Source organism: Stenotrophomonas sp. ZAC14D2_NAIMI4_7, from assembly GCF_003086675.1.
Classification (GTDB): domain Bacteria; phylum Pseudomonadota; class Gammaproteobacteria; order Xanthomonadales; family Xanthomonadaceae; genus Stenotrophomonas.
Genome location: NZ_CP025995.1, coordinates 1,208,396 through 1,230,221 on the forward strand (window position 1 = coordinate 1,208,396; position 21,826 = coordinate 1,230,221).

Genomic DNA, 21,826 nt, shown 5'->3' on the forward strand with positions numbered 1-21,826 from the left:
GAGAGGGAGGGAGGTCGACGGGCGCAAGCCGGTCTGCCGCTTCGATGCTGAAGATCATTTGCCTGACAGCTGCCCTGGGGGCAGCGCTGGGTACGACCGCGCACGCGGCCGACCTGGAATTCAACGGCCGCCACGCGCGTGCCGAAGCCGCTGCCAAGGGCAGCTTCGTGCTGCATGCGCCCAAGGGTGACGTGCAGATTGCTGCCGCGCCCATGCGCAGCCAGACCGCCAGCGTGATGTTCGATGCGCTGTTCGCCCTGGCCCAGCAGGAAATGGACCAGGACCGCGTGGATGCGATCCGCGATCCGGCCTTCGATGAAGGCCGCCCGGTGCCCTGCGAGTGCTTCCAGACCGGCGCGCGCTGGCCCTATGTGTGGACCCGCGATCTCAGCTTCGCCGCTGATCTGGCGCTGGCGAAGCTGGACCCGCAGCGCACCCGGCAGTCGCTGCAGTTCAAGCTGTCGCCGGCGCGCGATGGCCATACGCCCGGCCTGTTCGTGGCCCAGGACACCGGCTCGGGCGGTAGCTGGCCGATCAGCAGCGACCGCGTGGTGTGGTTCCTGGCCGCGCGCCACCTGCTGGATGATGCGGCCTTCGCCGACCAGGTCTGGCAGGCGCTGCAGGGCACGTTGGCGCAGGACCGGGCGATGGTGTTCGACGCGCAGATGGGCCTGTACCGCGGCGAGACCTCGTTCCTGGATTGGCGCGAGCAGACCTACCCGGACTGGACGCGCGAAAACGTGCGCTTCATCGGCGATTCCTACGCGCTGTCCACCAACGTGCTGCACTACCAGGCCCTCCGCCTGGGCCAGCAGATGGCTGCGCAGCTGGGCGATGAGCGCGCCGAGCAGTACAAGGCCTGGGCCGATGCGCTGGCGCTGCAGATCGATGCACGCTTCTGGCGCGAGGATATGGGCCAGTACATGAGCTACATCGGCGAAGCGGCGCACCCGGTGCCCTACGCCAAGGTCGACCTGCTGGGCCTGTCGCTGGGCATCCTGGCCGAGGTGCTGCCCGCCGAACGCGCGCAGCGTGCGCTGGCCGCCTACCCGATGGGGCCGGCCGGCAGCCCGGTGGTGTGGCCGCAGGAAGCGCAGCAGCCGATCTACCACAACCGCGCCATCTGGCCGTTCGTCAGCGCCTATTCGCTGCGCGCCGCGCGCAAGCTGGACGATGCCCCGCGCATCGCCGCCGAGATCCGCTCGCTGATGCAGGGCGCGGCGCTGGCCGGTTCCAACATGGAAAACTACGAACTGGTCACCCAGGCCGTGCACGTGGACGAAGGCGCGCTCAGTGGCCCGGTGGTCAATTCCGAGCGCCAGCTGTGGTCGGTGGCCGGTTATCTGGCCATGGTCACCGAAGGCGTGTTCGGCGTGCAGGACGATGGCCGCGTGCAGCCCAAGCTGCCGGCGGCGCTGGTGCCCGAACTGTTCGGCAAGCAGCGCCGCATCACCCTGGACGCCAACGGCAAGCGCTACGTGCTGGAGCGGCCCAAGCAGGTGGGTGATGGCCTGCTGGTGGCCGGCAAGGTGAAGACGCGCGGCACCACCACCACGGTGCAGCTGGTGGCCGCGCCGCCGCGCGCGTTGCCCGCCAGCACCGCCGATGCCAATGCGCGCGCGCCGGCAACCCCGGCCGCACCGCAGGCGCGGCGCAGCGGCAAGGGCTGGACCGTGCCGGTGGCCGAAGGGCAGGTGCTGTGGCAGGACGGCCGCGCGGTGACGGCGATCAGCAAGGGCGTGGCACGCCTGGGCGATGACGGCCTGCAGCACTGCCTGAGCCTGACCCGGCGCGACGGTGCGCTGGAATCGCTGCACAGCCCGATGCTGTGCGTGGGCCCGCAGCAGGTGCTGCGCGGCGCGCGCCAGTGGCAGTTCACTGCGGCCAAGGCCGGGCCTGTGCGGTTGCGCCTGCAGTACAACAACCCCAATGGCCCGATCAACACCGGGGTGACGGCTGCGGTGAAGCAGCTGGCCGTGCAGTGCGCCGGCCAGCCCGCGCAGCGCCTGACGGTGACGCTGCCGCACAGCGTGGCCGCGCAGGATTCCACCGCCGCCACGTTCAGCGTGCCCAAGGGACGTTGCACGGTGAAGCTGGAAGAGGGCTTCAACATGAGCGCGCTGCAGCACTTCGCGCACTACACCGGCGGCAAGGGCGGGCGCGATGGCGTGCTCAACCAGGCCCAGGTGCAGGCGCTGAAGGTGGCGCCGGTGGCCGCAGTCGAGGGCAGTCGATGAGCCGTCCTGCCAAGCCCCAGTTGTCGTTCTGGCAGATCTGGAACATGTGCTTCGGCTTCCTTGGCATCCAGTTTGGTTTCGCCCTGCAGAATGCCAATGCCAGCCGCATCTTCGAAACGCTGGGTGCGGACATGGAGTCGGTGCCGGGGCTGTGGATCGCCGCGCCGCTGACCGGTCTGCTGGTGCAGCCGGTGATCGGCTACCTGTCCGACCGCACGTGGACGCGCTGGGGGCGACGCCGGCCGTTCTTCATGATCGGCGCGGTGCTGACCACGCTGGCGCTGCTGGTGATGCCCAATTCGCCCACGCTGTGGATCGCGGCAGGCACGCTGTGGGTGCTCGATGCCTCCATCAACGTATCGATGGAACCGTTCCGCGCGTTCGTGGGCGATCAGTTGGCGCCGCGCCAGCGGCCCACCGGCTACGCCATGCAGAGCTTCTTCATCGGCGTGGGCGCAATCGTGGCCAGCTTCCTGCCGTTCATCCTGGCCCACTTCGGTGTGGCCAACACGGCGGCCGCCGGCGAAGTGCCCGATACGGTGCGCTATGCGTTCTACTTCGGTGCCGTGGTGCTGTTGGCGGCGATCACCTGGACCGTGGTCAGCACGCGGGAGTATTCGCCCACCGAGCTGGCCGGTTTCGATGACGCCGAACCACCGGCACACCACGCCGCGGCCGCAGTGAACGGCCCCGCGCCGTGGTCGCAGGTGGCGCTGTGGCTGGGCGTGGGCCTGCTGCTGGCGGTGCTGATCGCCTGGCGCCAGGGCGACAAGATGCTGTACGTGCTGGCCGGCCTGTGCGCGGGCTACGGCCTGCTGCTGGCGGTGGCCCGCTCGCTGCCGGGCACCCACATGCTGGCAGCAATCGTCGACGATCTGCGGGCGATGCCCATCACCATGCGGCGCTTGGCCTGGGTGCAGTTCTTCTCGTGGTTTGCGTTGTTTGCCATGTGGATCTACACCACGGCCGCGGTGGCCGGCACCCATTTTGGTTCCACCGATCCGCAGTCGGCCGCCTACAACGAAGGTGCCAACTGGGTGGGCGTGCTGTTTGGCGCGTACAACGGCTTTGCCGCGCTGGCCGCGCTGGTCATCCCGTTGATGGTGCGCGCCGTGGGCCTGCGCTGGAGCCACCTGGTGAACCTGTGGCTGGGCGGCGCCGGTCTGATCTCGCTGATGTTCATCCGCGATCCGCACTGGCTGCTGCTGTCGATGGTGGGCGTGGGTTTTGCCTGGGCGTCGATCCTCTCGCTGCCGTATGCCTTGCTGTCTGACAGCGTGCCGGCCAGGAAGATGGGCGTGTACATGGGCATCTTCAATTTCTTCATTGTGATCCCGCAGTTGGTCGCGGCCAGTGCGCTGGGCTTCGCCCTGCGCGCATGGCTGGGTGGCCAGCCGATGCACGTGCTGGTGCTGGGCGGCTGCAGCCTGCTGCTGGCCGGTGTGTGCGTGCTGCGGGTTCCGTCGCGTTCGGAGGTGGTGTGATGCGTGCTGTGTTGCCTGTTGCTGTCTGTGTAGCCCTGTTTGCCGGCCAGGCCGTGGCCGCGCCGCGCCCGGCGTATGTCGGCACCACCGAACCGTTCGCCAGCGATGCGGTGTACTTCGTGGTGACCGACCGCTTCGTCAATGGCGATCCGTCCAACGACCATCGCGACCAGGGGGGCAGGCACCGCACCTTCGATATTCCGGTGCCGTGCCCGGACAAGGTGGACGGCAACATCGGCTACCTGGGCGGTGACTTCCGCGGCGTGCTGGACAACACGCAGTACATCCGCAACCTGGGCTTCGGCGCGGTGTGGATCACCCCCATCGTCGACAACCCCGACGAAGCCTTCACCGGCAGCAAGGCCATCAGCTGCACCAGCACGCTGACCGACCGCGGCAAGACCGGCTACCACGGCTACTGGGGCATCAATTTCTACAAGCTCGATGAGCACCTGCCCAGCAAGGATCTGGATTTCGCCGGCCTCAACAAGGGCCTGCACGCTGCCGGCCTGAAGGTGGTGCTGGACATCGTCGGCAACCATGGTTCGCCGGCGTGGACCATGCCCAAGCGACAGGCGCAGTTCGGCCAGATCTTCGACAAGGACGGCAAGCTGATTGCCGACCACCAGAACCTGCCGCCGCAGAAGCTGGACCCGCAGCACAACCCGCTGCACGCCTTCTACAACAACATCGGCCCGGTCGACAGCAAGAACGGCTCGATCTTCGACGGCAACCTGGCCGAGCTGTCCGACTTCAACCAGGACAACCCGACGGTGATGGACTATCTGGTGGGGGCCTACCTGCAGTGGACCGCGCAGGGCGTGGATGCGCTGCGCATCGACACCATCGGCTGGCTGCCGCACCCGTGGTGGCATGAATTCGTCAGCCGTATCCGTGCGCAGCACCCGGGCATGTTCATGTTCGGCGAGGCCTTCGACTACAACGCGGCCAGCATCGCCGAACATACCTGGCCGGCCAACGCCAACGTCAGCGTGCTCGATTTCCCGCTGCGCGGCGCGATGGAGCAGACCTTCGGCACCGCCGGCAAAGGCTTTGAAACGCTGGCCGAACCGCTGCACCTGAGCGGTGGACCGTATGCCAACCCGTACGAGCTGATGAGCTTCTACGACAACCACGACATGCCGCGCCTGCAGGCCAGCGACGATGGCTTCATCGACGCGCACAACTGGCTGTTCACCGCACGCGGCATTCCGGTGGTCTATTACGGTTCGGAAACCGGCTTCATGCGCGGTCGTGCCGAACATGCCGGCAACCGCGCCTACTTCGGCCAGGCACGCGTGGATGCCGCGCCGCAGAGCCCGATCTTCGCGCCGCTGCAGCGCATCGCCAAGCTGCGCGAGGCGACCCCGGCCCTGCAGCGCGGCCTGCAGGTGAACGAGCGCCTGCAGGGCGACGAGGCGGTGTTCTTCCGCGTGCTGCAACACGGTGACGTGGCGCAGACCGCGCTGGTGCTGCTGAACAAGGGCGAAGCCGCGCGCAGCTTCGAAGTGGATCGCTACCTGCAGTCCGGCACCTGGCGCGACGCGCTGGGCGGCGGCGAAGTGAAGGTGAAGGGCCGCCTGCAGACCAACGTGCCCGCGCACGGGGTGAAGGTGTATGTGCTGGATGCGCAGGTGAAGCAGCCAGCGCTGCAGGCCGAACTGGACAAGGCCATGGCCGACCAGCAGGCGCGGGACCAGCGACTGGGACGTTGAGGGTGCCGCCGGGCATGGCCCGGCGCTACCTGGCAGGTGCCAACCCTGGTTGGCACGCCGGCTCCGGTAGGTGCCAACCTTGGTTGGCACGCCCGCTCTGGTAGGTGCCAACCTTGGTTGGCACGCTCTTCGAGCAGTCGAGCAAGCTCGACTCTACAATGGCCCCCCTGATTGCCTGCCGTACCGTCATGACCGACCTTGCCCCGCAGACCCCGATCGAAACCCTGCTGAAGGCGGCCATGGACGGCGCCGTGCCGATCCGCGCCTTCATGCAGGCGTTCGTTGCTTCCGAAGTGGTGCTGCTGACTGGCAGCCTGGTGACCCCCGACGGCAGCGGCTTCGACCCGCTGCTGTTCGACAAGCAGGGTACCCTGCACGTGGCGGTGTTCACCGATCCTGCGCGGGTGGGCATCTACAACCAGCAGGCGCCGCACCAGATCCGCTGGCGGATGCTGGACGTACTGCGCCGCGTACCGGGGGGCTACGGTGTGGTGATCAACCCCGGCACCTCGCTGGGCTTCGAGGTGTCCCCGAGCGGCGTGGGCGAGATCCTGAAGGACTTCGCCCAAGGTTGACGCATGGCTTCGTAGCGTCGAGCTTGCTCGACTGCTCTGGCTTTGCTTCTACCGGTTACCGGTGCAGCGAGGACTCGCGCGCGACCAGCTTCACCGGAATGCTCAGGCCATCGACCGGTTGGCCGTTGATCAGCGCCAGCAGTTTTTCCACCAGCAGCTGGCCGGCCTGCTTGGTGTCCTGCTGCACGGTGGTCAGCGGCGGCGATACCGAGGCTGCCAGCGGAATATCGTCGAAGCCGGTCACCGCCACGTCCTGCGGCACGCGCAGGCCGCGTTCGCGCAGCGCACGCAGCGCGCCAATGGCGATCAGGTCGCTGGCCGCGCAGATGGCATCGATCGGGCCGCCGCTGCCCAGCAGCTGCAGGCAAGCCTCGTAGCCGGATGCTTCGGTAGTGATCGCATCGTGCTGCAGGGCCGGTTCGGCACGCAGCCCGCGCGCGTGCAGCGCTGCCACGTGGCCGCGATAGCGCTCCTCGAATTCGGGGTAATGGCTGGACGCGTGGCCGAGGAAGGCGATGCGGCGGCAGCCCTGGTCCAGCAGATGGGCGGTGATGTCATGCCCGCCCTGGAAGTTGTCGCTGCCGATCGATACCCCGGGCTGGCCGGGCAGGGCGGCGCCCCAGCGCACGAAATGCGTGCCCTGTTCCACCAGCCGCTGCAGGCGGTCGCGCGACTGGTGGTAGTCGCCGTAGCCGAGCAGGATGATGCCGTCGGCCTTGTTGCTGTCTTCGTAGTCGGCCTGCCAGTCGGTGGACAGCTGCTGGAAGGACACCAGCAGGTCCTGCCCGTGCAGGGCGCAGGCGCGGGTGATCGAGCCCAGCATGGAATGGAAGAACGGGTTGATCAGCGAATCGTCGTTGGTCGGGTCTTCGAAGAACAGCAGGGCCAGGGTGCCGGCATTGCGCAGGCGCAGGCTGGAGGCGTTCTTGTCGACCTTGTAATTCAGCTCGCGGGCGATGCGCAGGATGCGCTCGCGGGTTTCCGCATTCACCATCGGGCTGCCACGCAGGGCGCGCGACACCGTGGGCTGGGATACCCCGGCCAGGTGGGCGATGTCCAGGGAAGTGGCTTTGCCTTTGATCGTCATTGTCCGGGTGGGGAAGAACGGGCGGTGCAGGACGCATGATGCCATGCGGTGGGCCCGGCCGAGACAGGCGTTGGCCCGCTCATGACCGTGCCGCATCTGCCATGGCCGTGGCGCAGGTCGCGTGCTGCGCCACTGTCTGCATCGAACCGGCCCGAACGCGCGCCGGGCGGGTCACGGCGGCCCGTAGAGCCCCGGTTCTTCAGCCGCAAATCATTGCCCTGCAACGATTTTCCCGGGTTCCGCCCGGCCGCGCCGGTCGTCGCAGGGCAGGCGCTGGCCGGTGGCGATGTTAAGATGTACCGTTCTTGCATCCCCCAAATTTCACCAAGGGTGGCCCCGGCCACGGCATGCCCGGTCACGGCGTGCTATCACTGGCGGCCTGCCCTTGGACAACGGACGAAGGTACCTATGGCGCGCGGCATCAACAAAGTCATCCTGGTCGGCAATCTCGGCAACGACCCGGACGTGAAGTACACCCAGGGCGGCATGGCGATCACCCGCATCAGCCTGGCCACCACCAGCGTCCGCAAGGACAAGGACGGCAACCAGCAGGAGCGCACCGAATGGCACCGCGTGGTGTTCTTCGGCAAGCTCGGCGAAATCGCCGGCGAATACCTGCGCAAGGGCAGCTCGGTCTACGTCGAAGGCAGCCTGCGCTACGACAAGTACACTGGCCAGGATGGCGTGGAGAAGTACTCCACCGACATCATCGCCGACGAAATGCAGATGCTGGGCGGCCGCGGTGAAGGCGGCGGTGGTGGCAACTACGGTGGCGACCGTCCGCAGCGCCAGCAGGCCCCGCGCCAGGAGTACGGCGGCGGTGGCGGCGGCCAGCGTGGCGGCCAGGGCGGTGGTTACGGCAACCAGGGCGGTGGCAACCAGGGTGGTGGCTACGGCAACCAGGGCGGCAACCAGGGTGGCGGCTATGGCAACCAGGGTGGCAACCAGCGCCCGCAGCCGCAGCAGGCACCGCCGATGGACGACTTCGCTGACGACGATATTCCGTTCTGATCGAACGCTCGTCTGCGGAAGATAAGAAAGCCCCGCTCATGCGGGGCTTTTCTTTTTCCACGATGTCATCGCACTGGTGCCCCGCAGCATGCGTTTTCGTGCACCGCGTCTTGCAAAAAAAATACTTCCTCCCGTATGGTGCAATCGATTGCATTGCGGTGAATCGTTTGCGTTTGCTACCGGTTGGGAGGCCGGGAAGTGGATGGCCATTCATTCAAGCGGACCGGCACCGGCGCCGGGGTTCACACGCCGGGACGCATTGCGTGTCGCACTTGCCGGGGGTGTGGGACTGGGTGTTGCCGCTGCAGGCGCGTTGCCAGTCCTCGCCGATGCTGGCCCCCTCAACGGCCGGCTGAAGCACTCTGTTGCTCGCTGGACCTTTCCGCAGTTGTCGGTCGCCCAGCTCTGCCAGACAGTGAAGGGTCTAGGCTTTGCCGCCATCGACCTGGTCGGCCCGGAGGACTGGCCCACCTTGAAGGCCCATGGCGTGGACAGCTCGATGTGCAACGGCGCCGAGCTGGGCCTCACCAAGGGTTTCGCCGGCAGCGAGTTCCACGATGAACTGGTGGCGCGCTACACCCGGCACATCGACCGGGTCGCCGACGCCGGCTATCGCAACCTCATCTGCTTCTCCGGCAACCGCAACGGCATGGATCCGCAGCAGGGCATGGCCAACGCCGAAGCCGGCCTCAAGCGCATCCTCGGCCACGCCGAGAAACGCGGCGTCGTACTGGTCATGGAGCTGCTGAACTCCCGCGTGGACCATCGCGACTATCTGTGCGACCACTCGGCCTGGGGCATGGAGCTGTGCAAGCGGCTCGGCTCGGACAACTTCGGCCTGCTCTACGACATCTACCACATGCAGATCATGGAGGGCGACATCATCGCCACCATCGGTCGGGACCATGCGTACTTCAAGCACTACCACACCGCAGGCGTGCCTGGCCGGCACGAGATCGGCGACCAGCAGGAACTGAACTATCCGGCCATCTGTCGCGCGATCCGCGACACCGGTTTTGATGGGTATCTGGCGCAGGAATTCATGCCTGCAGCGCCCGATCCCGTTGGCTCATTGCGCGAGGCGATCCGTCTCTGCGACGTCTGAAACGATATCCACCCAGGTGATAGACCCATGGCAGATAATCATTACGACGCCATCGTTGTTGGCTCGGGAATCAGTGGCGGTTGGGCGGCGAAGGAACTGACCGAAAAAGGTCTCAAGGTCCTGATGCTGGAGCGCGGGCGCAACATCGAGCACGTGAAGGACTACGTCAATGCGATGAAGGAACCGTGGGACTTCCCGCATCGCAACCGACCGACCCAGGCGATGAAGGCGGCCTTCCCGGTGCTGATGCGTGACTACGCGCTGGCCGAGAACCTGGAAGGCATGTGGGCCGACGAACAGGACTCGCCCTACATTGAAACGAAGCGCTTTGACTGGTTCCGCGGCTACCACGTGGGTGGGCGCTCGCTGATGTGGGGGCGGCAGAGCTACCGCTTCTCTGATCTGGATTTCGAGGCCAACCTCAAGGACGGCATCGCCACCGACTGGCCGATCCGCTATGCCGACATCGCGCCGTGGTACGACCACGTGGAAAAGTTCGCTGGCATCGCCGGCACGCGCGAAGGGCTGGATGTGCTGCCTGATGGCGAGTTCCTGCCGCCGATCCCGCTGAACATTGTCGAAAAAGACGTGGCCGCGCGCATCCAGAAAGCCTTCGGCGGCACGCGCCACATGATCCATTCGCGCACCGCCAACATCACAAAGCCGATGCCCGAGCAGGGCCGGGTCAACTGCCAGTACCGCAACAAGTGCATTCTCGGCTGCCCGTTCGGCGCCTACTTTTCCACCCAGGCAGCGACGCTGCCGGCGGCGATGAAGACCGGCAATCTGACATTGCGTCCGTTCTCGATCGTCAAGGAAGTGCTCTACGACAAGGACCGCAAGCGTGCGCGTGGCGTACAGGTCCTGGACGCCGAGACCGGCCAGACCTACGAGTACACGGCCAAGGTCATCTTCCTCAACGCGTCCTCGTTCAATTCGACCTGGCTGCTGATGAACTCGGCGACCGATGTCTGGGAAGGGGGCCTGGGGTCCTCGTCCGGCGAGCTGGGGCACAACGTGATGGACCATCACTTCGGCGCGGGCGCATCGGGGCGCGTGGAAGGCTACGACGACAAGTACTACTTCGGCCGGCGTCCCTGCGGGTTCTACATTCCGCGCTTCCGCAACGTGGCATCGGACAAGCGTGGCTACCTGCGCGGCTTCGGCTACCAGGGCGGTGCCAGCCGCAACGGCTGGTCGCGCGAGATTGCCGAGCTGAATATCGGTGCAGACCTGAAGGAAGCGCTGAGCCTGCCGGGTGACTGGCGGATCGGCATGACCGGCTTCGGCGAAATGCTGCCGCACCACGACAACACCATCCGCCTGGACCACGAACGCAAGGACAAGTGGGGGCTGCCGGTGCTGGCCATGGATGTGGCCATGCGCGAGAACGAGAAGGCGATGCGCAAGGACATGGCGGCCGATGCGGCGGAGATGCTGGAAGCCGCCGGTGTCAAGGACGTGGAAATGCACGACAACGACTATGCGCCCGGCAAGGGCATCCACGAAATGGGCACCGCGCGCATGGGCCGTGATCGGAAGAGCTCGGTCCTCAATGCCAACAACCAGGTCTGGGATGCGCCGAACGTCTATGTCACCGACGGCGCGTGCATGACCTCCAGTGCCTGCGTGAACCCGTCGCTGACCTACATGGCGCTGACCGCGCGGGCCGCCGACCATGCCGTGCGCGAACTGAAAGCGGGGAACCTGTGATGGACCGTCGTGAACTGTTGAAGATGATTGTCGCCGCTACCGGCGCGGCCATGGTCGGCCTGCCTGCGCTGGCCAGCGGCAAGCTGCCAGCGGCCGCGGCGGGCGTGCCCTTCACCGACGCCGAGATCGCCACGCTCGATGAGATCGCCGAGACCATCCTGCCACGCACGCAGACACCGGGCGCGAAGGACGCGGCAACCGGCGCCTTCATGGCCCGGTTCGTGACCGACTGCTACACCGCCCGGCAGCAGGCGACGTTCCGTGCGGGCCTGGCCGACATCGACAAACGCGCCGGCGGAAGCTTCGTGGCCCTTGCGCCCGAGGCGCGCACCGGACTGCTGCGCGCGCTGGATGCCGAGGCCCGCAAGTGTGCGGTGGAGGTGAGCGAGACCGGCACCGGGGAAACCCCGAAGGCGATGCCGCATCCGTTCACCATGATCAAGCAGTTGGCCATCTTCGGCTTCTTCACCTCGAAACAGGGCGCGACCGAAGTGCTGAAGTACGTCGCCGTGCCCGGACGCTACGACGGCGACATGGCCTACGCGCCAGGCACGCCGGCCTGGGCCACCAGCTGATGGAGTACGACAGGATGATCAGACCTTTCTTGATGGCCGCGGGCGTGCTGGCGGCGGTGCCGGCGTTCGCGCAGGCAGCTGCGGAGCGTGATCCGGCGAAGACAGAGGTATGGGCAGTGGTGCCTGCCGTCGCAACCCCAGTTGGCGCGGCGCCGTCCGATGCGATCGTGTTGTTCGATGGCAAGGATGTGTCCGCCTGGGAGGCCGAGCAGGGCGGCCGCGTGCCGTGGACAGTGGCCGACGGTGCGATGACCGTGGTGCCGGGCAGCAAGGGCATCCGCACCCGGCAGCGTTTCTGCGACATGCAGCTGCACGTCGAGTGGCGCACGCCCACCGAAACAAAGGGTTTCGATGGGCAGGACCGCGGAAACAGTGGCATCTTCCTGCAGGAGCGCTACGAACTGCAGGTACTCGACAGCCACGACAACCCGACCTACGCCAATGGCCAGGCCGGCTCGATCTACAAGCAGGCCATGCCGCTGGTGAATGCCTCGCGTGCGCCCGGCCAGTGGCAGGCCTACGACATCATCTGGAAGGCGCCGCGGTTCTCCGCCGGTGGTGGGCTGACCTCGCCGGCGCGCATTACCGTGCTGTATAACGGCGTGCTGGTGCAAAACGACACCGTGCTTGCGGGCCTGACCGAATACATCGGTGCACCGTCGTACTCGCCACATGGCTGCGCGCCGCTGTACCTGCAGGAGCACGCCTCCAGGGTCAGCTACCGCAACATCTGGGTGCGCGAGCTGTAACGCCCGCGCCTACTTCGCCAGGAAGCTGGCGATGTCATCGATCTCCTGCGCGGACAGCTGCGGGAAGGGCGGCATCAGCCCGCCGCCCTTGCTGATCTTTTCCTTGATCTGGGCAGGCGGCAGCCGCTTGCCGATGTCGGTCAGCGCAGGGAACGCGCCGGGCATGCCCGCACGGTCCGCGCCGTGGCAGGCCACGCAGTTGGTCGCGTACAGCTTGGCACCGGCAGCGGGATCTTCCTTGCACCAGGCGGGGAGTGCAGCGGTCGCCGTGCACAGGGTCAGGGCCAGGGTCAGGACAGTTTTCAAACGAAGCTCCTTGGCGGGCTAGCGCGAAGCGCGGGCGGGCAGGCTGACGGTCAGGTGTTCACGCAGGTAGTCGGCGCCGGTCTGGAGCACCTTGGCCGGGTCACGCGGCTGGTCGTGCTCGACGATGTACCACGTCACGCCCGCACTGGCGGCAGCCGGCAGGATCGCGTTCCAGTCGAGCACGCCCTGGCCGACGGCGGCGAATCCGCCTTCGTCTTCGGCCTGGCCCTTGGGCGCGTTGTCCTTGGCATGCACCGCGAACAGGCGGCCGCTGAACTTGCCCAGCATCACCACCGGGTCGTGGCCGGAGCGGGCCACCCAGGCCAGGTCCAGCTCGGTCTGCAGGTCCGGGCCGGCCGCTTCGAACAGCAGCTCCAGCGCGGTGCGGCCATCGAAGTCGACCAGCTCGAAATCATGGTTGTGGTAGGCCAGGCGCATGCCCTGGGCCTGCACCTGTTTGGCGATGCGCCCCAGTTCCTGGCCCAGCGCGGTCCAGCCTGCGGCATCGCTCGGGCGGTCCTTGCTGTCCAGGTAGGGCACCACCAGCGTGGTGTTACCGATGGCACGGTTGAAGGCCACCACGTTGTCGAGGTCATTGCGCAGGTCGGCCAGCGCCGTGTGCGAGGAGATCGCCTTGATCCCGTACTTGTCGAGCAGCTGCTTGAGCTCAGCCGCGCTGACGTCCTGCGTGCCGACCGTCTCCACCGCATGCACGCCTGCGTCGTGGACGATCTTCAACTGCTGGTCGAGCGTGCCGGCGTTGCGCAGCGTGTACATCTGCACCGCTATGGGTTTCTGTGCGCCGCCGGTTTCCGCAGCGAAGACGGGCAGGGTGGCGAGCAGCAGCAGTGCGGCGGTGGCGATCCTGCGTGTTGGAGCCTTCATCCGTACATCCTCCGGGGATTCATTCAAGGGTGGCCCAGGCGCGCGACCTGGCCGATGCGATGACGCGGTCGACGATCCGCGCCGAGCGCAGGCCGTCTTCGAAGGTGGGCAGGCCTTGCGGCCGCTCGCCATCAATGGCGCGATAGGTGTCGGCGACGAACGCCTCGAAGCACTGGGCGTAGCCCTGCGCATGGCCGGGCGGCAAGGCCGACAGCCGGCGCTGCTCGGCGCTGCCGGCGCCTGGGCCGCGCACGAAGGTCTCCTCGCGCTGGTCGGGCCGGCCGATCCACAGCCGCTCGGGATCTTCCTGGTTGAAGGCCACGCTGGCCTTGGCACCGTCGATCTCGAACCAGAGGCGGTTGTGCCGCCCCGCCGAGACCTGGCTGACGGTCAGCGATGCCAGTGTGCCTGCGCCGGTGCGGAACATCGCCATGGCCACGTCCTCGCTGGACACCGCCTGCGTGGCACCGCCCGCGGCGGGTGTGCTGAAGCTCTGTGCGCCCTCGGCGCTGCGCTCGGCGATCACCGTGGCGAAGGCCGCGCTGACCTCGGTGAAGCGCTCGCCGCTGACCCATTCCACCAGGTCGCACCAGTGCGAGCCGATGTCGGCGAACACGCGCGAGGTACCACCCAGTGCCGGATCGACGCGCCAGTTGTTGCTGGCCGGGTCCAGCAGCCAATCCTGCAGGTAGCTGCCGTGGATGAGGTGCAGGGGCCCGAGGTCGCCGGCCGCGATGCGTGCGCGGGCCTCGCGGACCACCGGGTGGTAGCGGTAGACGAAGGGCACCGTGGCGACCAGGCCGCTGGACGCGGCCAGCGATGCCAGCGCCTGCGCATCGTCGAGGGTCGTGGCCAGCGGTTTTTCGCAGATCACGTGCTTGCCGGCTTCCAGCGCGGCCTGCGCCATCGGCCGGTGCAGGTGGTTGGGCGTGCACACATGCACCACCTGCACCTGCGGATCGGCGACGACCTCGTCGATATCGCGGTAAGCGCGCGTCACATTCCACGCCTGCGCTACTTCCTGCGCACGCTGCGGTGAAGACGCGGCCACGCCGCGTACTTGGGCACCGGCGAGCAGGGCGGCACGGCGGTGCACCGCGGCGATCATCCCCGTGCCAACGATGGCGATTCCAAGCTTGGGCATCGACGGCGGTCCTCAGTGCGTGGTGGGCGCCGCCGCGGCGGCGGGGCGGTCGCGGAACAGCAGCAGGAAGGCGATCAGCACCACCAGTGCAACGCCTGCCGGGAACAGCCAGATCTGCTGCCAGTCCGGCCCTGCGGCCGTGGTGTAGTGCTCCACCACCGCGCCGGACAGGAAGGTGCCGATCAGCATGCCCACGCCGTAGGTGGCCAGGGTGATGAAGCCCTGCGCGCTGCTGCGCGCGGCCGGGCCGGCATGTGCATCGGTGTAGATCTGCCCGGTGACGAAGAAGAAGTCGTAGCAGATGCCGTGCAGCACGATGCCGATCACCAGCAGCGAGAAGCCGCCACCGGCATCGCCGAAGGCGAACAGCGCATAGCGCACCACCCACGCGGCCATGCCGACCGCCAGCATGGTCTTCACCCCCAGCCGCACGAACAGGAACGGCATCGCCAGCATCAGCAGCACTTCGGACACCTGGCCCAGCGACTGCAGCCCGGCCGCGCCGCGCACGCCCAGATCGTTGAGGTACGGGTTGGTGAAGTTGTAGTAGAACGACAGCGGGATGCAGATGGCGATGGAGGCCAGGAAGAACACCAGGTAGGCGCGTGATTTCAGCAGGCGCAGCGAGTCCAGGCCCAGGATCTGCCCGAGCCCGGCGTCGCGCTGCTTCGCCAGTGGCGGCGTGTGCGGCAGGGTGAAGGCATACAGGCCCAGCAGCAGCGACGCGATCGCCGCCATCCGGAAGGTGAGTTCAAGCCGGTGCGCCTGTTCCCAGCCCAGCCAACCGATCAGCACGCCGGCGATGATCCAGCCGATGCTGCCGGCCACCCGCACCAGCGGGAACTGTTTCTCGGGCGACTGCATGTGCCGCATCGCCACGCTGTTGGCCAGCGCCAGCGTCGGCATGAACAGCAGCATGTAGCCCATCACGCAGGCGGAGAACATGCTGAAGCTGGTCGCGGTGGAGGCCAGCCACATCAGCACCGCGCCGGCAAGGTGCAGTACCGCCAGGATGCGCTGCGCGGCGAAGTAGCGATCGGCGATCAGGCCGACCAGGAAGGGAGCGACGATCGCGCCGATGGACTGGCTGAGGAAGGCCGTGGCCACCTGGCTGGCGCTGGCCTGCAGCGGCCCCTGTACCAGGTAGGTGCCGAGGGTCACGAACCACGCTCCCCAGATGAAGAACTGCAGAAACATCATCGCGCCCAAGCGCGACATGGCGTGCGTCATGGCTTGCCCTCCCGGGGCGGTGTCAGCTCAGATTCCCAGCATGCGGTGCAGTGATGCGGCGTCGGTGCCGCTGTCGGCGAAGTCGTCGAAGGCGCGCTCGGTTACCCGGATGATGTGGTCGCGGATGAAGGCGGCGCCCTCCCGTGCGCCGTCCTCGGGGTGCTTCAGGCAGCATTCCCATTCCAGTACCGCCCAGCCGGGGAAGTCGTACTGCGCGAGCTTCGAGAAGATGCCTTTGAAGTCGACCTGCCCATCGCCGAGAGAACGGAACCGGCCTGGCCGATCGATCCAGTCCTGGTAGCCGCCATAGACGCCGCTGCGGGCGCTGGCGTGGTACTCCGCGTCCTTGACGTGAAAGATGCCGATGCGCGCGTGGTAGCGGTCGATGAAGCCGAGGTAGTCCATCTGCTGCAGCAGCAGGTGGCTGGGGTCGTAGAGGATCTTGGCGCGGGGGTGGTGGTCGACCACGTCGAGGAAGCGCTCGAAGGTCGCACCGTCGTGCAGGTCTTCGCCTGGATGGATCTCGAAACACAGGTCCACGCCGCAGGCATCGAAGGCATCCAGGATCGGGCGCCAGCGGCGGCCCAGTTCGGCGAAGGCTGCGTCTACCAGACCGGCCGGGCGCTGCGGCCAGGGATACAGGTAGGGCCAGGCCAGCGCGCCGGAGAAGGTGGCATGTGCGGTCAGCCCGAAGCGCTGGCTGGCCTGCGCCGCCAGCAACAGCTGATCGACGGCCCAGGCCTGGCGGGCGGCAGGATCGCCGCGCTTGTCTGCCGGGGCAAAACCGTCAAACAGGCTGTCATAGGCGGGGTGGACGGCGACCAGCTGCCCCTGCAGGTGGGTGGACAGTTCGGTGATCTGCAGACCGTGCCCGGCCAGCATGGCCGCGACGTCGTCGCAGTAGGCCTGGCTGCGCGCCGCCTCGGCCAGATCGAACAGGTGGGGCGCGGTAGTGGGCACTTGTACGCCAGAATAGCCCAGGCCCGCAGCCCATCCGGCCAGCGTGTCCAGCCGATCAAAAGGAGCGTTGTCGCCGATGAACTGCGCCAGGAAAAGCGCCGGACCCTTGAGCGTCTTCAAGGTGATTCACCCCGCATGCAATCGATTGCATTACCCTAGCATGGGCTTTCCGCAGACCCGTTGTGCAGTGCACAGCCGCAACCAGAGCTGACTCCATGGCCACCATCTACGACATCGCAAAACACGTAGGCGTGTCGGCCGGCACGGTGTCGCGGGCCTTGTCGCGGCCGGACAAAGTGCTGCCCGCCACCCGGGCGCGCATCGAACAGGCCGCCGCCAAGCTGGGCTACGTGCCCAACACGGTGGCTCGAACGCTGAAGACCCAGCGCAGTGGCAAGATCCTGGTCACCGTGCCGGACATCGCCAATCCGTTCTTCGCGCAGATCCTGCAGGGTGCCGAAGATGCGGCGCAGGCTGCTGGCTACGCCGTGCTGCTGGGTGATACCCAGCACCAGCCCGATCGCGAAGAGCGCTACGCGCAGATGCTCCGGCGCAACGAGGCCGATGGCCTGATCGTGCTCGGCCACCGCCTGCCGCCCACCGCGCGCGAGATCGTGCGGGCGCTGGGCGTGGCCGCGCCGGTGGTCAATGGCTGCGAATTCGATCCCGCACTGGGCATTCCCAGCGTGCACATCGACAATGCCGCTGCTGCCCGTACGGTGATGGAACACCTGTATGCCCTCGGCCATGAGCGCATCGCCGTGGTCGGCGGCCCGCCCGACAACCCGTTGCACCAGCAGCGGCTGGAAGGCGTGCGCGCGGCGGGTAAGGCGCGTGGCCGGCTGCGCGGCCTGAGCGTCGTCCCCGGTGATTTCTCGCTGGAGTCCGGTCATGCGGCGGCCACGGCACTGCTCGCGCGTCCGCTCGCGCCGACCGCGGTGTTCTGCTTCAGCGACCAGATGGCGCTGGGTGCGCTCTCGGCCTGCCGCGATCTGGGCATCGGCGTGCCGGACCAGGTGTCCATCGTCGGCTTCGACGACCTGGCCTCGTCGCGCTTCCTGACGCCGCCGCTGACCACCATCCGCCAGCCGATGCGGGACATCGGAGCGCGTGCGGTCAGCCTGCTGCTGGCTATCATCGAGCGCGTCGATGTTCCTCTGCAGCAGACGCTGGATTTCAGCCTGATGCTGCGCGGGTCGACGGCCGCCCCGGCCAGCGGCTGAGCGGCGGCCGCCAGGGCGTGCGACTACTTCAGGTGCGCCTGTGCGCAGGCCAGCACGTGGTTGTAGTCGCTGGACATGCACTGGTAGAAGTCGCGCTGGCCACCGCTTGCATTTTCGCAGTCGGCTTCGGTGATCTGCGGCAGCAGTTCGCGCATCGGCGCGGCCATGGCCTCGTACTTCGCCGCATCGATGTAGCCGCCGGCGGCGTTCTTCGCCCCCACCTCCAGCATGGTCTGCAGGCCGTAGCGCGCGTTCTCCACCGCCTTCGGGCAGGACAGCGCGACGTCGCTGCGCTGCACCTTCAGCAGTTCGCGGGCGACGGCTTCCATGTCGGCCTGCACCTGCGGCGGCACGGGCGTGGTATCGGCGGCGAAGCTGCTGCCGGCGGCGAGCGCAAGCAGGGGGATGCACAGCAGGCGGTACATGGGGCGTCCTTGCGGCAGGGTGGGGCGCCAGTGTGCGCCGGCCGTGCCCGCACAATCCACTACCATGGGCCACCCCGCCGGAATGCACCGCCATGAACGACGCCGTCCTTGCCCTGCCCAGGCCCCCTGCCGCGCGCATCGCCGCCTGGCTGCTGATGCTGCTGGGCATGTGGCTGGCCCTGAAGCTGGGCCTGGTGGTCACCCTGCTGTCGGGCCTGCTGGTGTTCCAGCTGACCCACGTGCTGGCCAATACCGTGGAAGGCAAGCTGCCGCCCGGTCGCGCACGCGCCTTCGCGGTCATCCTGCTGTCGGCGGTCATCATCGGTGCGCTGGTGCTGGCCGGCATCGGCGTGGCCTCGTTCTTCCGTAACGAAACCGGTGGCCCGGACGTGCTGCTGGCGCGGTTGATGGACATCCTCAACACCTCGCGCCACCAGGTGCCCGCGCTGCTGCAGCCTTACATTCCCGAAGATTTGACCCGGCTGCGCGAGGCGCTGAACGAATGGGCCGCCGAACACCAGCGGCAGCTGGGCGTGGCCGGTACGTCGGTGGTGCAGGTGGGTGTGCGCGTGCTGATCGGCATGGTGCTGGGCGCGATGATCGCCCTGTACGACGAACTGCCGCTGCCGAAGATGGGCCCGCTGGCGCAGGAGCTAATCGGCCGCACCACGCGCCTGGCGGTGGCCTTCCGCCAGGTGGTGTTCGCCCAGGTGAAGATCTCGCTGCTCAACACGGTGTTCACCGCGGTGTTCCTGCTGGGCGTGCTGCCGCTGTTCGGCGTGCACCTGCCGCTGTCGAAGACGCTGGTGCTGATCACCTTCCTGGCCGGCCTGCTGCCGGTGGTGGGCAACATCATTTCCAACACCGTCATCACCATCGTGGCGCTGTCGGTGTCGTTCTACGTGGCCGTGGCGGCGCTGCTTTACCTGATCGTCATCCACAAGCTGGAGTATTTCCTCAACGCGCGCATCGTCGGCGGTGAGATTCAGGCCCGTGCATGGGAACTGCTGCTGGCGATGCTGGTGATGGAAGCGGCCTTCGGCCTGGCCGGGCTGGTGGCCGCACCGGTGTTCTACGCCTACGTGAAGCGCGAGCTGCTGGACCAGCGCTGGATCTGATCCTGGTCTGGCGGGCGCGTGAAATCCGCCGCGACGGACCTGCACGCCCGCCTTACCTGCGCCGGCGGACGCTGGCCGCACGCCCCAGGAGACCAAACCATGACGACGCTGACCCTGCCCGAACTGGCCAGGAAGATGGCCGGCATCGATTTTGCGATGCTGCAGACCCATGCCGCCGGCGAGATCGACGGCCGCCCGATGAGCAACAACGGCGACGTGGACTATGACGGCGACAGCTGGTTCTTCGCTCTGGAAAGCACGGACATGGTGCGCCAGATCGAAGCGGACCCCAAGGTCGCGCTGGGTTTCACCGGCAGCAAGTCGCTGCTGGGAAAGCCGCCACTGTTCGTGCACGTGAAAGGCCGCGCCGCCATCATCCGCGAACGCGCGGTGCTGGCCGAACACTGGGTGAAAGACCTGGAGCGCTGGTTCGAGCAGGGCGTGGACACGCCGGGCCTGGTGTTGATCCATGTGCACGCGCAGCGCATCCACTACTGGGATGGCGAAGACCAGGGCGAGCTGGTGGTCTGAACGCCCGCGGGTAGCGCCGGGCCATGTCCGGCGGCTCAGCCCGCCACTGGCGCGCCCCCATTCGCCCAATCCGCCAGCTCCGGCGCCAGCGCGTGTTCCACTGCACGGCGCAGCAGGGCCGGCGCGATGTAATGGCGGTGCACGCTGTCGATCAGCGCCATGTACAGGCGGCCGAACCGATTGTGGGTCTGCACGCGCGAGCCCAGGCTGACCTGCACGCTGCCATCGTCGGCCAGCTGCACGCGTACGCTGCTGCGGAAACGCAGGTGGCGATCATCCGCACCCAGCAGCACTTCGGCGCTGCGGTCCTGCGCATCCACCGTTGCATCCAGCACCGGGAAGCGGCCGGCGAACAGTCGGCTGCGATCGGCGGACAATAGCGACGACACCGGGCAGCCCAGCGGCGAGGTACGCAGGCGCAGCGGCGCCACCAGCCGATTGCGCAGGGCCATCAACTGGCCCACGCCGCCTGGAGGATTGCGCAGGAAGCCGTCCAGTACATCGGCCAGCAGGGTCGATGCCGAGTGTCCCGCACATTGTCCGGGGCGCAGCTGCAGCACGGTCAGGTCGTGGTAATCGCTGTGGGGCAGGGCGCGGTACAGCATGCCCTGCGTGGCCGCCGCAGCATGGTGCACCGAATAGCGCGGCGTGCTGCGTTCGACGAATCCACGCAGCGGGCGCAGGTTGATCCGGCGCAGCGGTCCCAGCAGCGCACGGGTCTGCGCGCACAGCCGCGCGCACACGCTGGGCGGCGCGGCCTGCAGTGACAACTGCAGCAGGGGCGCGCTGGCCAGTGTCGCGGCGCTGGGCCAGCACGCCTGCGGCAATACGTCGGTCAGGCTGGGGATGTCGGCCTGGTTGGCCTGCACCTGGGCGCGGGCGACATCGCTCATCGCGCCGGCCAGTTCATTGCTGTGGCACGACAGCGCGAACAGTGCCGGGTGTGCCCGGTGGCTGGAGGCGAACTGATGCCAGGTGCCGCCACCGAAGCGCACGGTGAACAGGCAATCGGGTGGAATGCGGATGCGCCGCAGGCTGCGCTGGAAGCTGGCCGGATCGGCGGCGATCTGCGCATCGCTGGCGGTGGCAAAGCGCAGCTCCGCGCCGGCGCTGCCGGCAATGGCGGTGAACATGCGCGGGCCGGCATGGCGGTGGAACGGGTGGCCGCCGGCACCCACCACGAAGCTGTACAGCGATGACGCATCTCCATGCTGCAGATGCATGCCGCCCAGCCGCGCCGACGGTTCATCCAGCGCATCGATGAAGGCCGGATGGTGGCGCTGGCGTTGCCCGGCGTCGTTCACCAGCGCATCGCCGGCACCGATGCCGAGTTGGGCGATCAGCATCACCTCGATGGGGCTGGCGCCGTCCTGTGCGGGCAGCTGGACACCTGGAAACGAACGGCTGTTGCGGGTCGGACCAGGCATCGTCGTGCTCCTATCAGCGGGCAGGGGACTTGCGGCGTGCGCGGGCTTCGCGCTTCAGCGGGCCACCGACCGGACACACTTCGGCCGCCCAGGAAAACAGGGTGTTGGCCAGGCGCTCGGGCACCTGGCGGAAGTACACGAACTGCCCGCGCTTCTCGCGTTCGATCAGGCCGGCGTCTTCCAGGATGCGCAGGTGGCTGGACAGCGCCGGCTTGCTGAAATCGAAGCGCTCGGCCAGCTCGCCCGCGCTCAGTTCGCCGGCACTGAGGTAGGCCAGGATCTGCCGGCGGGCGCCGGAGGCGAGGGCTTCGAAGATGCGGTCCATG

General features: G+C 67.5%; 21 protein-coding genes. 12 read left to right on the forward strand and 9 right to left on the reverse strand.

Annotated features, from left to right (window positions below; genetic code table 11):
* The first annotated feature begins 44 nt into the window (after positions 1 to 44).
* The 4 genes from C1922_RS05615 to C1922_RS05630 all read left to right on the forward strand — a co-directional run bounded on the left by C1922_RS05615 (position 45) and on the right by C1922_RS05630 (position 6,011).
* Complete coding sequence (locus tag C1922_RS05615) at positions 45 to 2,237, forward strand: Six-hairpin glycosidase-like protein (protein ID WP_108748861.1); 2,193 nt, start codon at positions 45 to 47, stop codon at positions 2,235 to 2,237.
* Positions 2,234 to 3,721 (forward strand): MFS transporter, encoded by a 1,488-nt coding sequence (locus C1922_RS05620; RefSeq protein WP_108748862.1) that lies wholly within the window; start codon positions 2,234 to 2,236, stop codon positions 3,719 to 3,721. Before C1922_RS05615 ends, C1922_RS05620 begins: the two co-directional genes overlap by 4 nt.
* Positions 3,721 to 5,436, forward strand: coding sequence for an alpha-amylase family glycosyl hydrolase (locus C1922_RS05625; RefSeq protein WP_108748863.1), 1,716 nt, complete (start codon positions 3,721 to 3,723; stop codon positions 5,434 to 5,436). Before C1922_RS05620 ends, C1922_RS05625 begins: the two co-directional genes overlap by 1 nt.
* 188 nt (positions 5,437 to 5,624) lie before the next feature.
* A complete protein-coding gene (locus C1922_RS05630) occupies positions 5,625 to 6,011 on the forward strand; it encodes an SseB family protein (RefSeq protein WP_108751493.1) in 387 nt (128 codons plus the stop codon).
* A gap of 55 nt (positions 6,012 to 6,066) precedes the next feature.
* On the opposite strand, the gene C1922_RS05635 is transcribed toward C1922_RS05630, so the two are convergent.
* On the reverse strand, positions 6,067 to 7,098 hold the full coding sequence (locus C1922_RS05635) for a LacI family DNA-binding transcriptional regulator (RefSeq protein ID WP_108748864.1): 1,032 nt from the start codon (positions 7,096 to 7,098) through the stop codon (positions 6,067 to 6,069).
* Positions 7,099 to 7,506: 408 nt separating this feature from the next.
* On the opposite strand from C1922_RS05635, the gene ssb reads away from it, so the two are divergent.
* The 5 genes from ssb to C1922_RS05660 all read left to right on the forward strand — a co-directional run bounded on the left by ssb (position 7,507) and on the right by C1922_RS05660 (position 12,251).
* On the forward strand, positions 7,507 to 8,109 hold the full coding sequence (ssb, locus tag C1922_RS05640; RefSeq protein ID WP_108748865.1) for a single-stranded DNA-binding protein: 603 nt from the start codon (positions 7,507 to 7,509) through the stop codon (positions 8,107 to 8,109).
* A 202-nt stretch (positions 8,110 to 8,311) separates the two neighbouring features.
* A complete protein-coding gene (locus C1922_RS05645; protein ID WP_108748866.1) occupies positions 8,312 to 9,214 on the forward strand; it encodes a TIM barrel protein in 903 nt (300 codons plus the stop codon).
* 27 nt (positions 9,215 to 9,241) lie between these two features.
* Positions 9,242 to 10,927, forward strand: coding sequence for a GMC family oxidoreductase (locus C1922_RS05650; RefSeq protein ID WP_108748867.1), 1,686 nt, complete (start codon positions 9,242 to 9,244; stop codon positions 10,925 to 10,927).
* Entirely contained in the window at positions 10,927 to 11,502 is a 576-nt protein-coding gene (locus C1922_RS05655) for a gluconate 2-dehydrogenase subunit 3 family protein (RefSeq protein WP_108748868.1), read from the forward strand. The genes C1922_RS05650 and C1922_RS05655 overlap by 1 nt, the downstream gene beginning before the upstream one ends.
* The gene (locus C1922_RS05660) at positions 11,502 to 12,251 is read left to right on the forward strand and encodes a DUF1080 domain-containing protein (RefSeq protein ID WP_199912230.1); all 750 of its coding nucleotides are present in this window, start codon (positions 11,502 to 11,504) and stop codon (positions 12,249 to 12,251) included. The genes C1922_RS05655 and C1922_RS05660 overlap by 1 nt, the downstream gene beginning before the upstream one ends.
* Before the next feature lie 9 nt (positions 12,252 to 12,260).
* Here the strand turns inward: C1922_RS05660 and C1922_RS05665 are convergent, their stop codons facing one another.
* The 5 genes from C1922_RS05665 to C1922_RS05685 are packed head-to-tail and all read right to left on the reverse strand — an operon-like array spanning position 12,261 to position 16,896.
* Positions 12,261 to 12,557 (reverse strand): cytochrome c, encoded by a 297-nt coding sequence (locus tag C1922_RS05665; RefSeq protein WP_108748870.1) that lies wholly within the window; start codon positions 12,555 to 12,557, stop codon positions 12,261 to 12,263.
* Between the two features lie 18 nt (positions 12,558 to 12,575).
* A complete protein-coding gene (locus C1922_RS05670) occupies positions 12,576 to 13,442 on the reverse strand; it encodes a sugar phosphate isomerase/epimerase (RefSeq protein ID WP_108748871.1) in 867 nt (288 codons plus the stop codon).
* A gap of 19 nt (positions 13,443 to 13,461) precedes the next feature.
* Positions 13,462 to 14,586 carry a Gfo/Idh/MocA family oxidoreductase gene (locus C1922_RS05675; RefSeq protein ID WP_108748872.1) on the reverse strand — a complete coding sequence of 375 codons (1,125 nt, stop codon included), beginning with the start codon at positions 14,584 to 14,586 and terminating at the stop codon, positions 13,462 to 13,464.
* A gap of 12 nt (positions 14,587 to 14,598) precedes the next feature.
* The gene (locus tag C1922_RS05680) at positions 14,599 to 15,816 is read right to left on the reverse strand and encodes a nucleoside permease (RefSeq protein WP_108748873.1); all 1,218 of its coding nucleotides are present in this window, start codon (positions 15,814 to 15,816) and stop codon (positions 14,599 to 14,601) included.
* A gap of 27 nt (positions 15,817 to 15,843) precedes the next feature.
* Positions 15,844 to 16,896: a sugar phosphate isomerase/epimerase family protein gene (locus tag C1922_RS05685; RefSeq protein WP_108748874.1), complete on the reverse strand. Its 1,053-nt coding sequence runs from the start codon at positions 16,894 to 16,896 to the stop codon at positions 15,844 to 15,846.
* 95 nt (positions 16,897 to 16,991) lie between these two features.
* Here C1922_RS05685 and C1922_RS05690 point away from each other — a divergent pair, with 95 nt between their 5' ends.
* Positions 16,992 to 17,999, forward strand: coding sequence for a LacI family DNA-binding transcriptional regulator (locus C1922_RS05690; RefSeq protein ID WP_108748875.1), 1,008 nt, complete (start codon positions 16,992 to 16,994; stop codon positions 17,997 to 17,999).
* 23 nt (positions 18,000 to 18,022) lie between these two features.
* Here C1922_RS05690 and C1922_RS05695 read toward each other — a convergent pair whose 3' ends face one another.
* Complete coding sequence (locus C1922_RS05695; protein ID WP_108748876.1) at positions 18,023 to 18,424, reverse strand: hypothetical protein; 402 nt, start codon at positions 18,422 to 18,424, stop codon at positions 18,023 to 18,025.
* Between the two features lie 92 nt (positions 18,425 to 18,516).
* On the opposite strand from C1922_RS05695, the gene C1922_RS05700 reads away from it, so the two are divergent.
* A complete protein-coding gene (locus C1922_RS05700) occupies positions 18,517 to 19,542 on the forward strand; it encodes an AI-2E family transporter (protein ID WP_108748877.1) in 1,026 nt (341 codons plus the stop codon).
* A gap of 99 nt (positions 19,543 to 19,641) precedes the next feature.
* Positions 19,642 to 20,073 (forward strand): pyridoxamine 5'-phosphate oxidase family protein, encoded by a 432-nt coding sequence (locus C1922_RS05705; RefSeq protein WP_108748878.1) that lies wholly within the window; start codon positions 19,642 to 19,644, stop codon positions 20,071 to 20,073.
* Positions 20,074 to 20,108: 35 nt separating this feature from the next.
* On the opposite strand, the gene C1922_RS05710 is transcribed toward C1922_RS05705, so the two are convergent.
* Both C1922_RS05710 and C1922_RS05715 read right to left on the reverse strand, forming a co-directional pair.
* Complete coding sequence (locus C1922_RS05710; protein WP_108748879.1) at positions 20,109 to 21,500, reverse strand: DUF2867 domain-containing protein; 1,392 nt, start codon at positions 21,498 to 21,500, stop codon at positions 20,109 to 20,111.
* A gap of 13 nt (positions 21,501 to 21,513) precedes the next feature.
* Positions 21,514 to 21,825, reverse strand: coding sequence for a metalloregulator ArsR/SmtB family transcription factor (locus tag C1922_RS05715; RefSeq protein WP_108748880.1), 312 nt, complete (start codon positions 21,823 to 21,825; stop codon positions 21,514 to 21,516).
* Position 21,826: the final 1 nt, after the last annotated feature.

What these genes read in the sequence shown, in the direction of transcription:
- C1922_RS05615 (WP_108748861.1), top strand. Translation starts at nt 45, where the DNA reads ATGCTGAAGATCATTTGCCTGACAGCTGCCCTGGGGGCAGCGCTGGGT.
- C1922_RS05620 (WP_108748862.1), top strand. Translation starts at nt 2,234, where the DNA reads ATGAGCCGTCCTGCCAAGCCCCAGTTGTCGTTCTGGCAGATCTGGAAC.
- C1922_RS05625 (WP_108748863.1), top strand. Translation starts at nt 3,721, where the DNA reads ATGCGTGCTGTGTTGCCTGTTGCTGTCTGTGTAGCCCTGTTTGCCGGC.
- C1922_RS05630 (WP_108751493.1), top strand. Translation starts at nt 5,625, where the DNA reads ATGACCGACCTTGCCCCGCAGACCCCGATCGAAACCCTGCTGAAGGCG.
- C1922_RS05635 (WP_108748864.1), bottom strand. Translation starts at nt 7,098, where the DNA reads ATGACGATCAAAGGCAAAGCCACTTCCCTGGACATCGCCCACCTGGCC.
- ssb (WP_108748865.1), top strand. Translation starts at nt 7,507, where the DNA reads ATGGCGCGCGGCATCAACAAAGTCATCCTGGTCGGCAATCTCGGCAAC.
- C1922_RS05645 (WP_108748866.1), top strand. Translation starts at nt 8,312, where the DNA reads ATGGCCATTCATTCAAGCGGACCGGCACCGGCGCCGGGGTTCACACGC.
- C1922_RS05650 (WP_108748867.1), top strand. Translation starts at nt 9,242, where the DNA reads ATGGCAGATAATCATTACGACGCCATCGTTGTTGGCTCGGGAATCAGT.
- C1922_RS05655 (WP_108748868.1), top strand. Translation starts at nt 10,927, where the DNA reads ATGGACCGTCGTGAACTGTTGAAGATGATTGTCGCCGCTACCGGCGCG.
- C1922_RS05660 (WP_199912230.1), top strand. Translation starts at nt 11,502, where the DNA reads ATGGAGTACGACAGGATGATCAGACCTTTCTTGATGGCCGCGGGCGTG.
- C1922_RS05670 (WP_108748871.1), bottom strand. Translation starts at nt 13,442, where the DNA reads ATGAAGGCTCCAACACGCAGGATCGCCACCGCCGCACTGCTGCTGCTC.
- C1922_RS05675 (WP_108748872.1), bottom strand. Translation starts at nt 14,586, where the DNA reads ATGCCCAAGCTTGGAATCGCCATCGTTGGCACGGGGATGATCGCCGCG.
- C1922_RS05680 (WP_108748873.1), bottom strand. Translation starts at nt 15,816, where the DNA reads ATGACGCACGCCATGTCGCGCTTGGGCGCGATGATGTTTCTGCAGTTC.
- C1922_RS05690 (WP_108748875.1), top strand. Translation starts at nt 16,992, where the DNA reads ATGGCCACCATCTACGACATCGCAAAACACGTAGGCGTGTCGGCCGGC.
- C1922_RS05695 (WP_108748876.1), bottom strand. Translation starts at nt 18,424, where the DNA reads ATGTACCGCCTGCTGTGCATCCCCCTGCTTGCGCTCGCCGCCGGCAGC.
- C1922_RS05700 (WP_108748877.1), top strand. Translation starts at nt 18,517, where the DNA reads ATGAACGACGCCGTCCTTGCCCTGCCCAGGCCCCCTGCCGCGCGCATC.
- C1922_RS05705 (WP_108748878.1), top strand. Translation starts at nt 19,642, where the DNA reads ATGACGACGCTGACCCTGCCCGAACTGGCCAGGAAGATGGCCGGCATC.
- C1922_RS05710 (WP_108748879.1), bottom strand. Translation starts at nt 21,500, where the DNA reads ATGCCTGGTCCGACCCGCAACAGCCGTTCGTTTCCAGGTGTCCAGCTG.
- C1922_RS05715 (WP_108748880.1), bottom strand. Translation starts at nt 21,825, where the DNA reads ATGGACCGCATCTTCGAAGCCCTCGCCTCCGGCGCCCGCCGGCAGATC.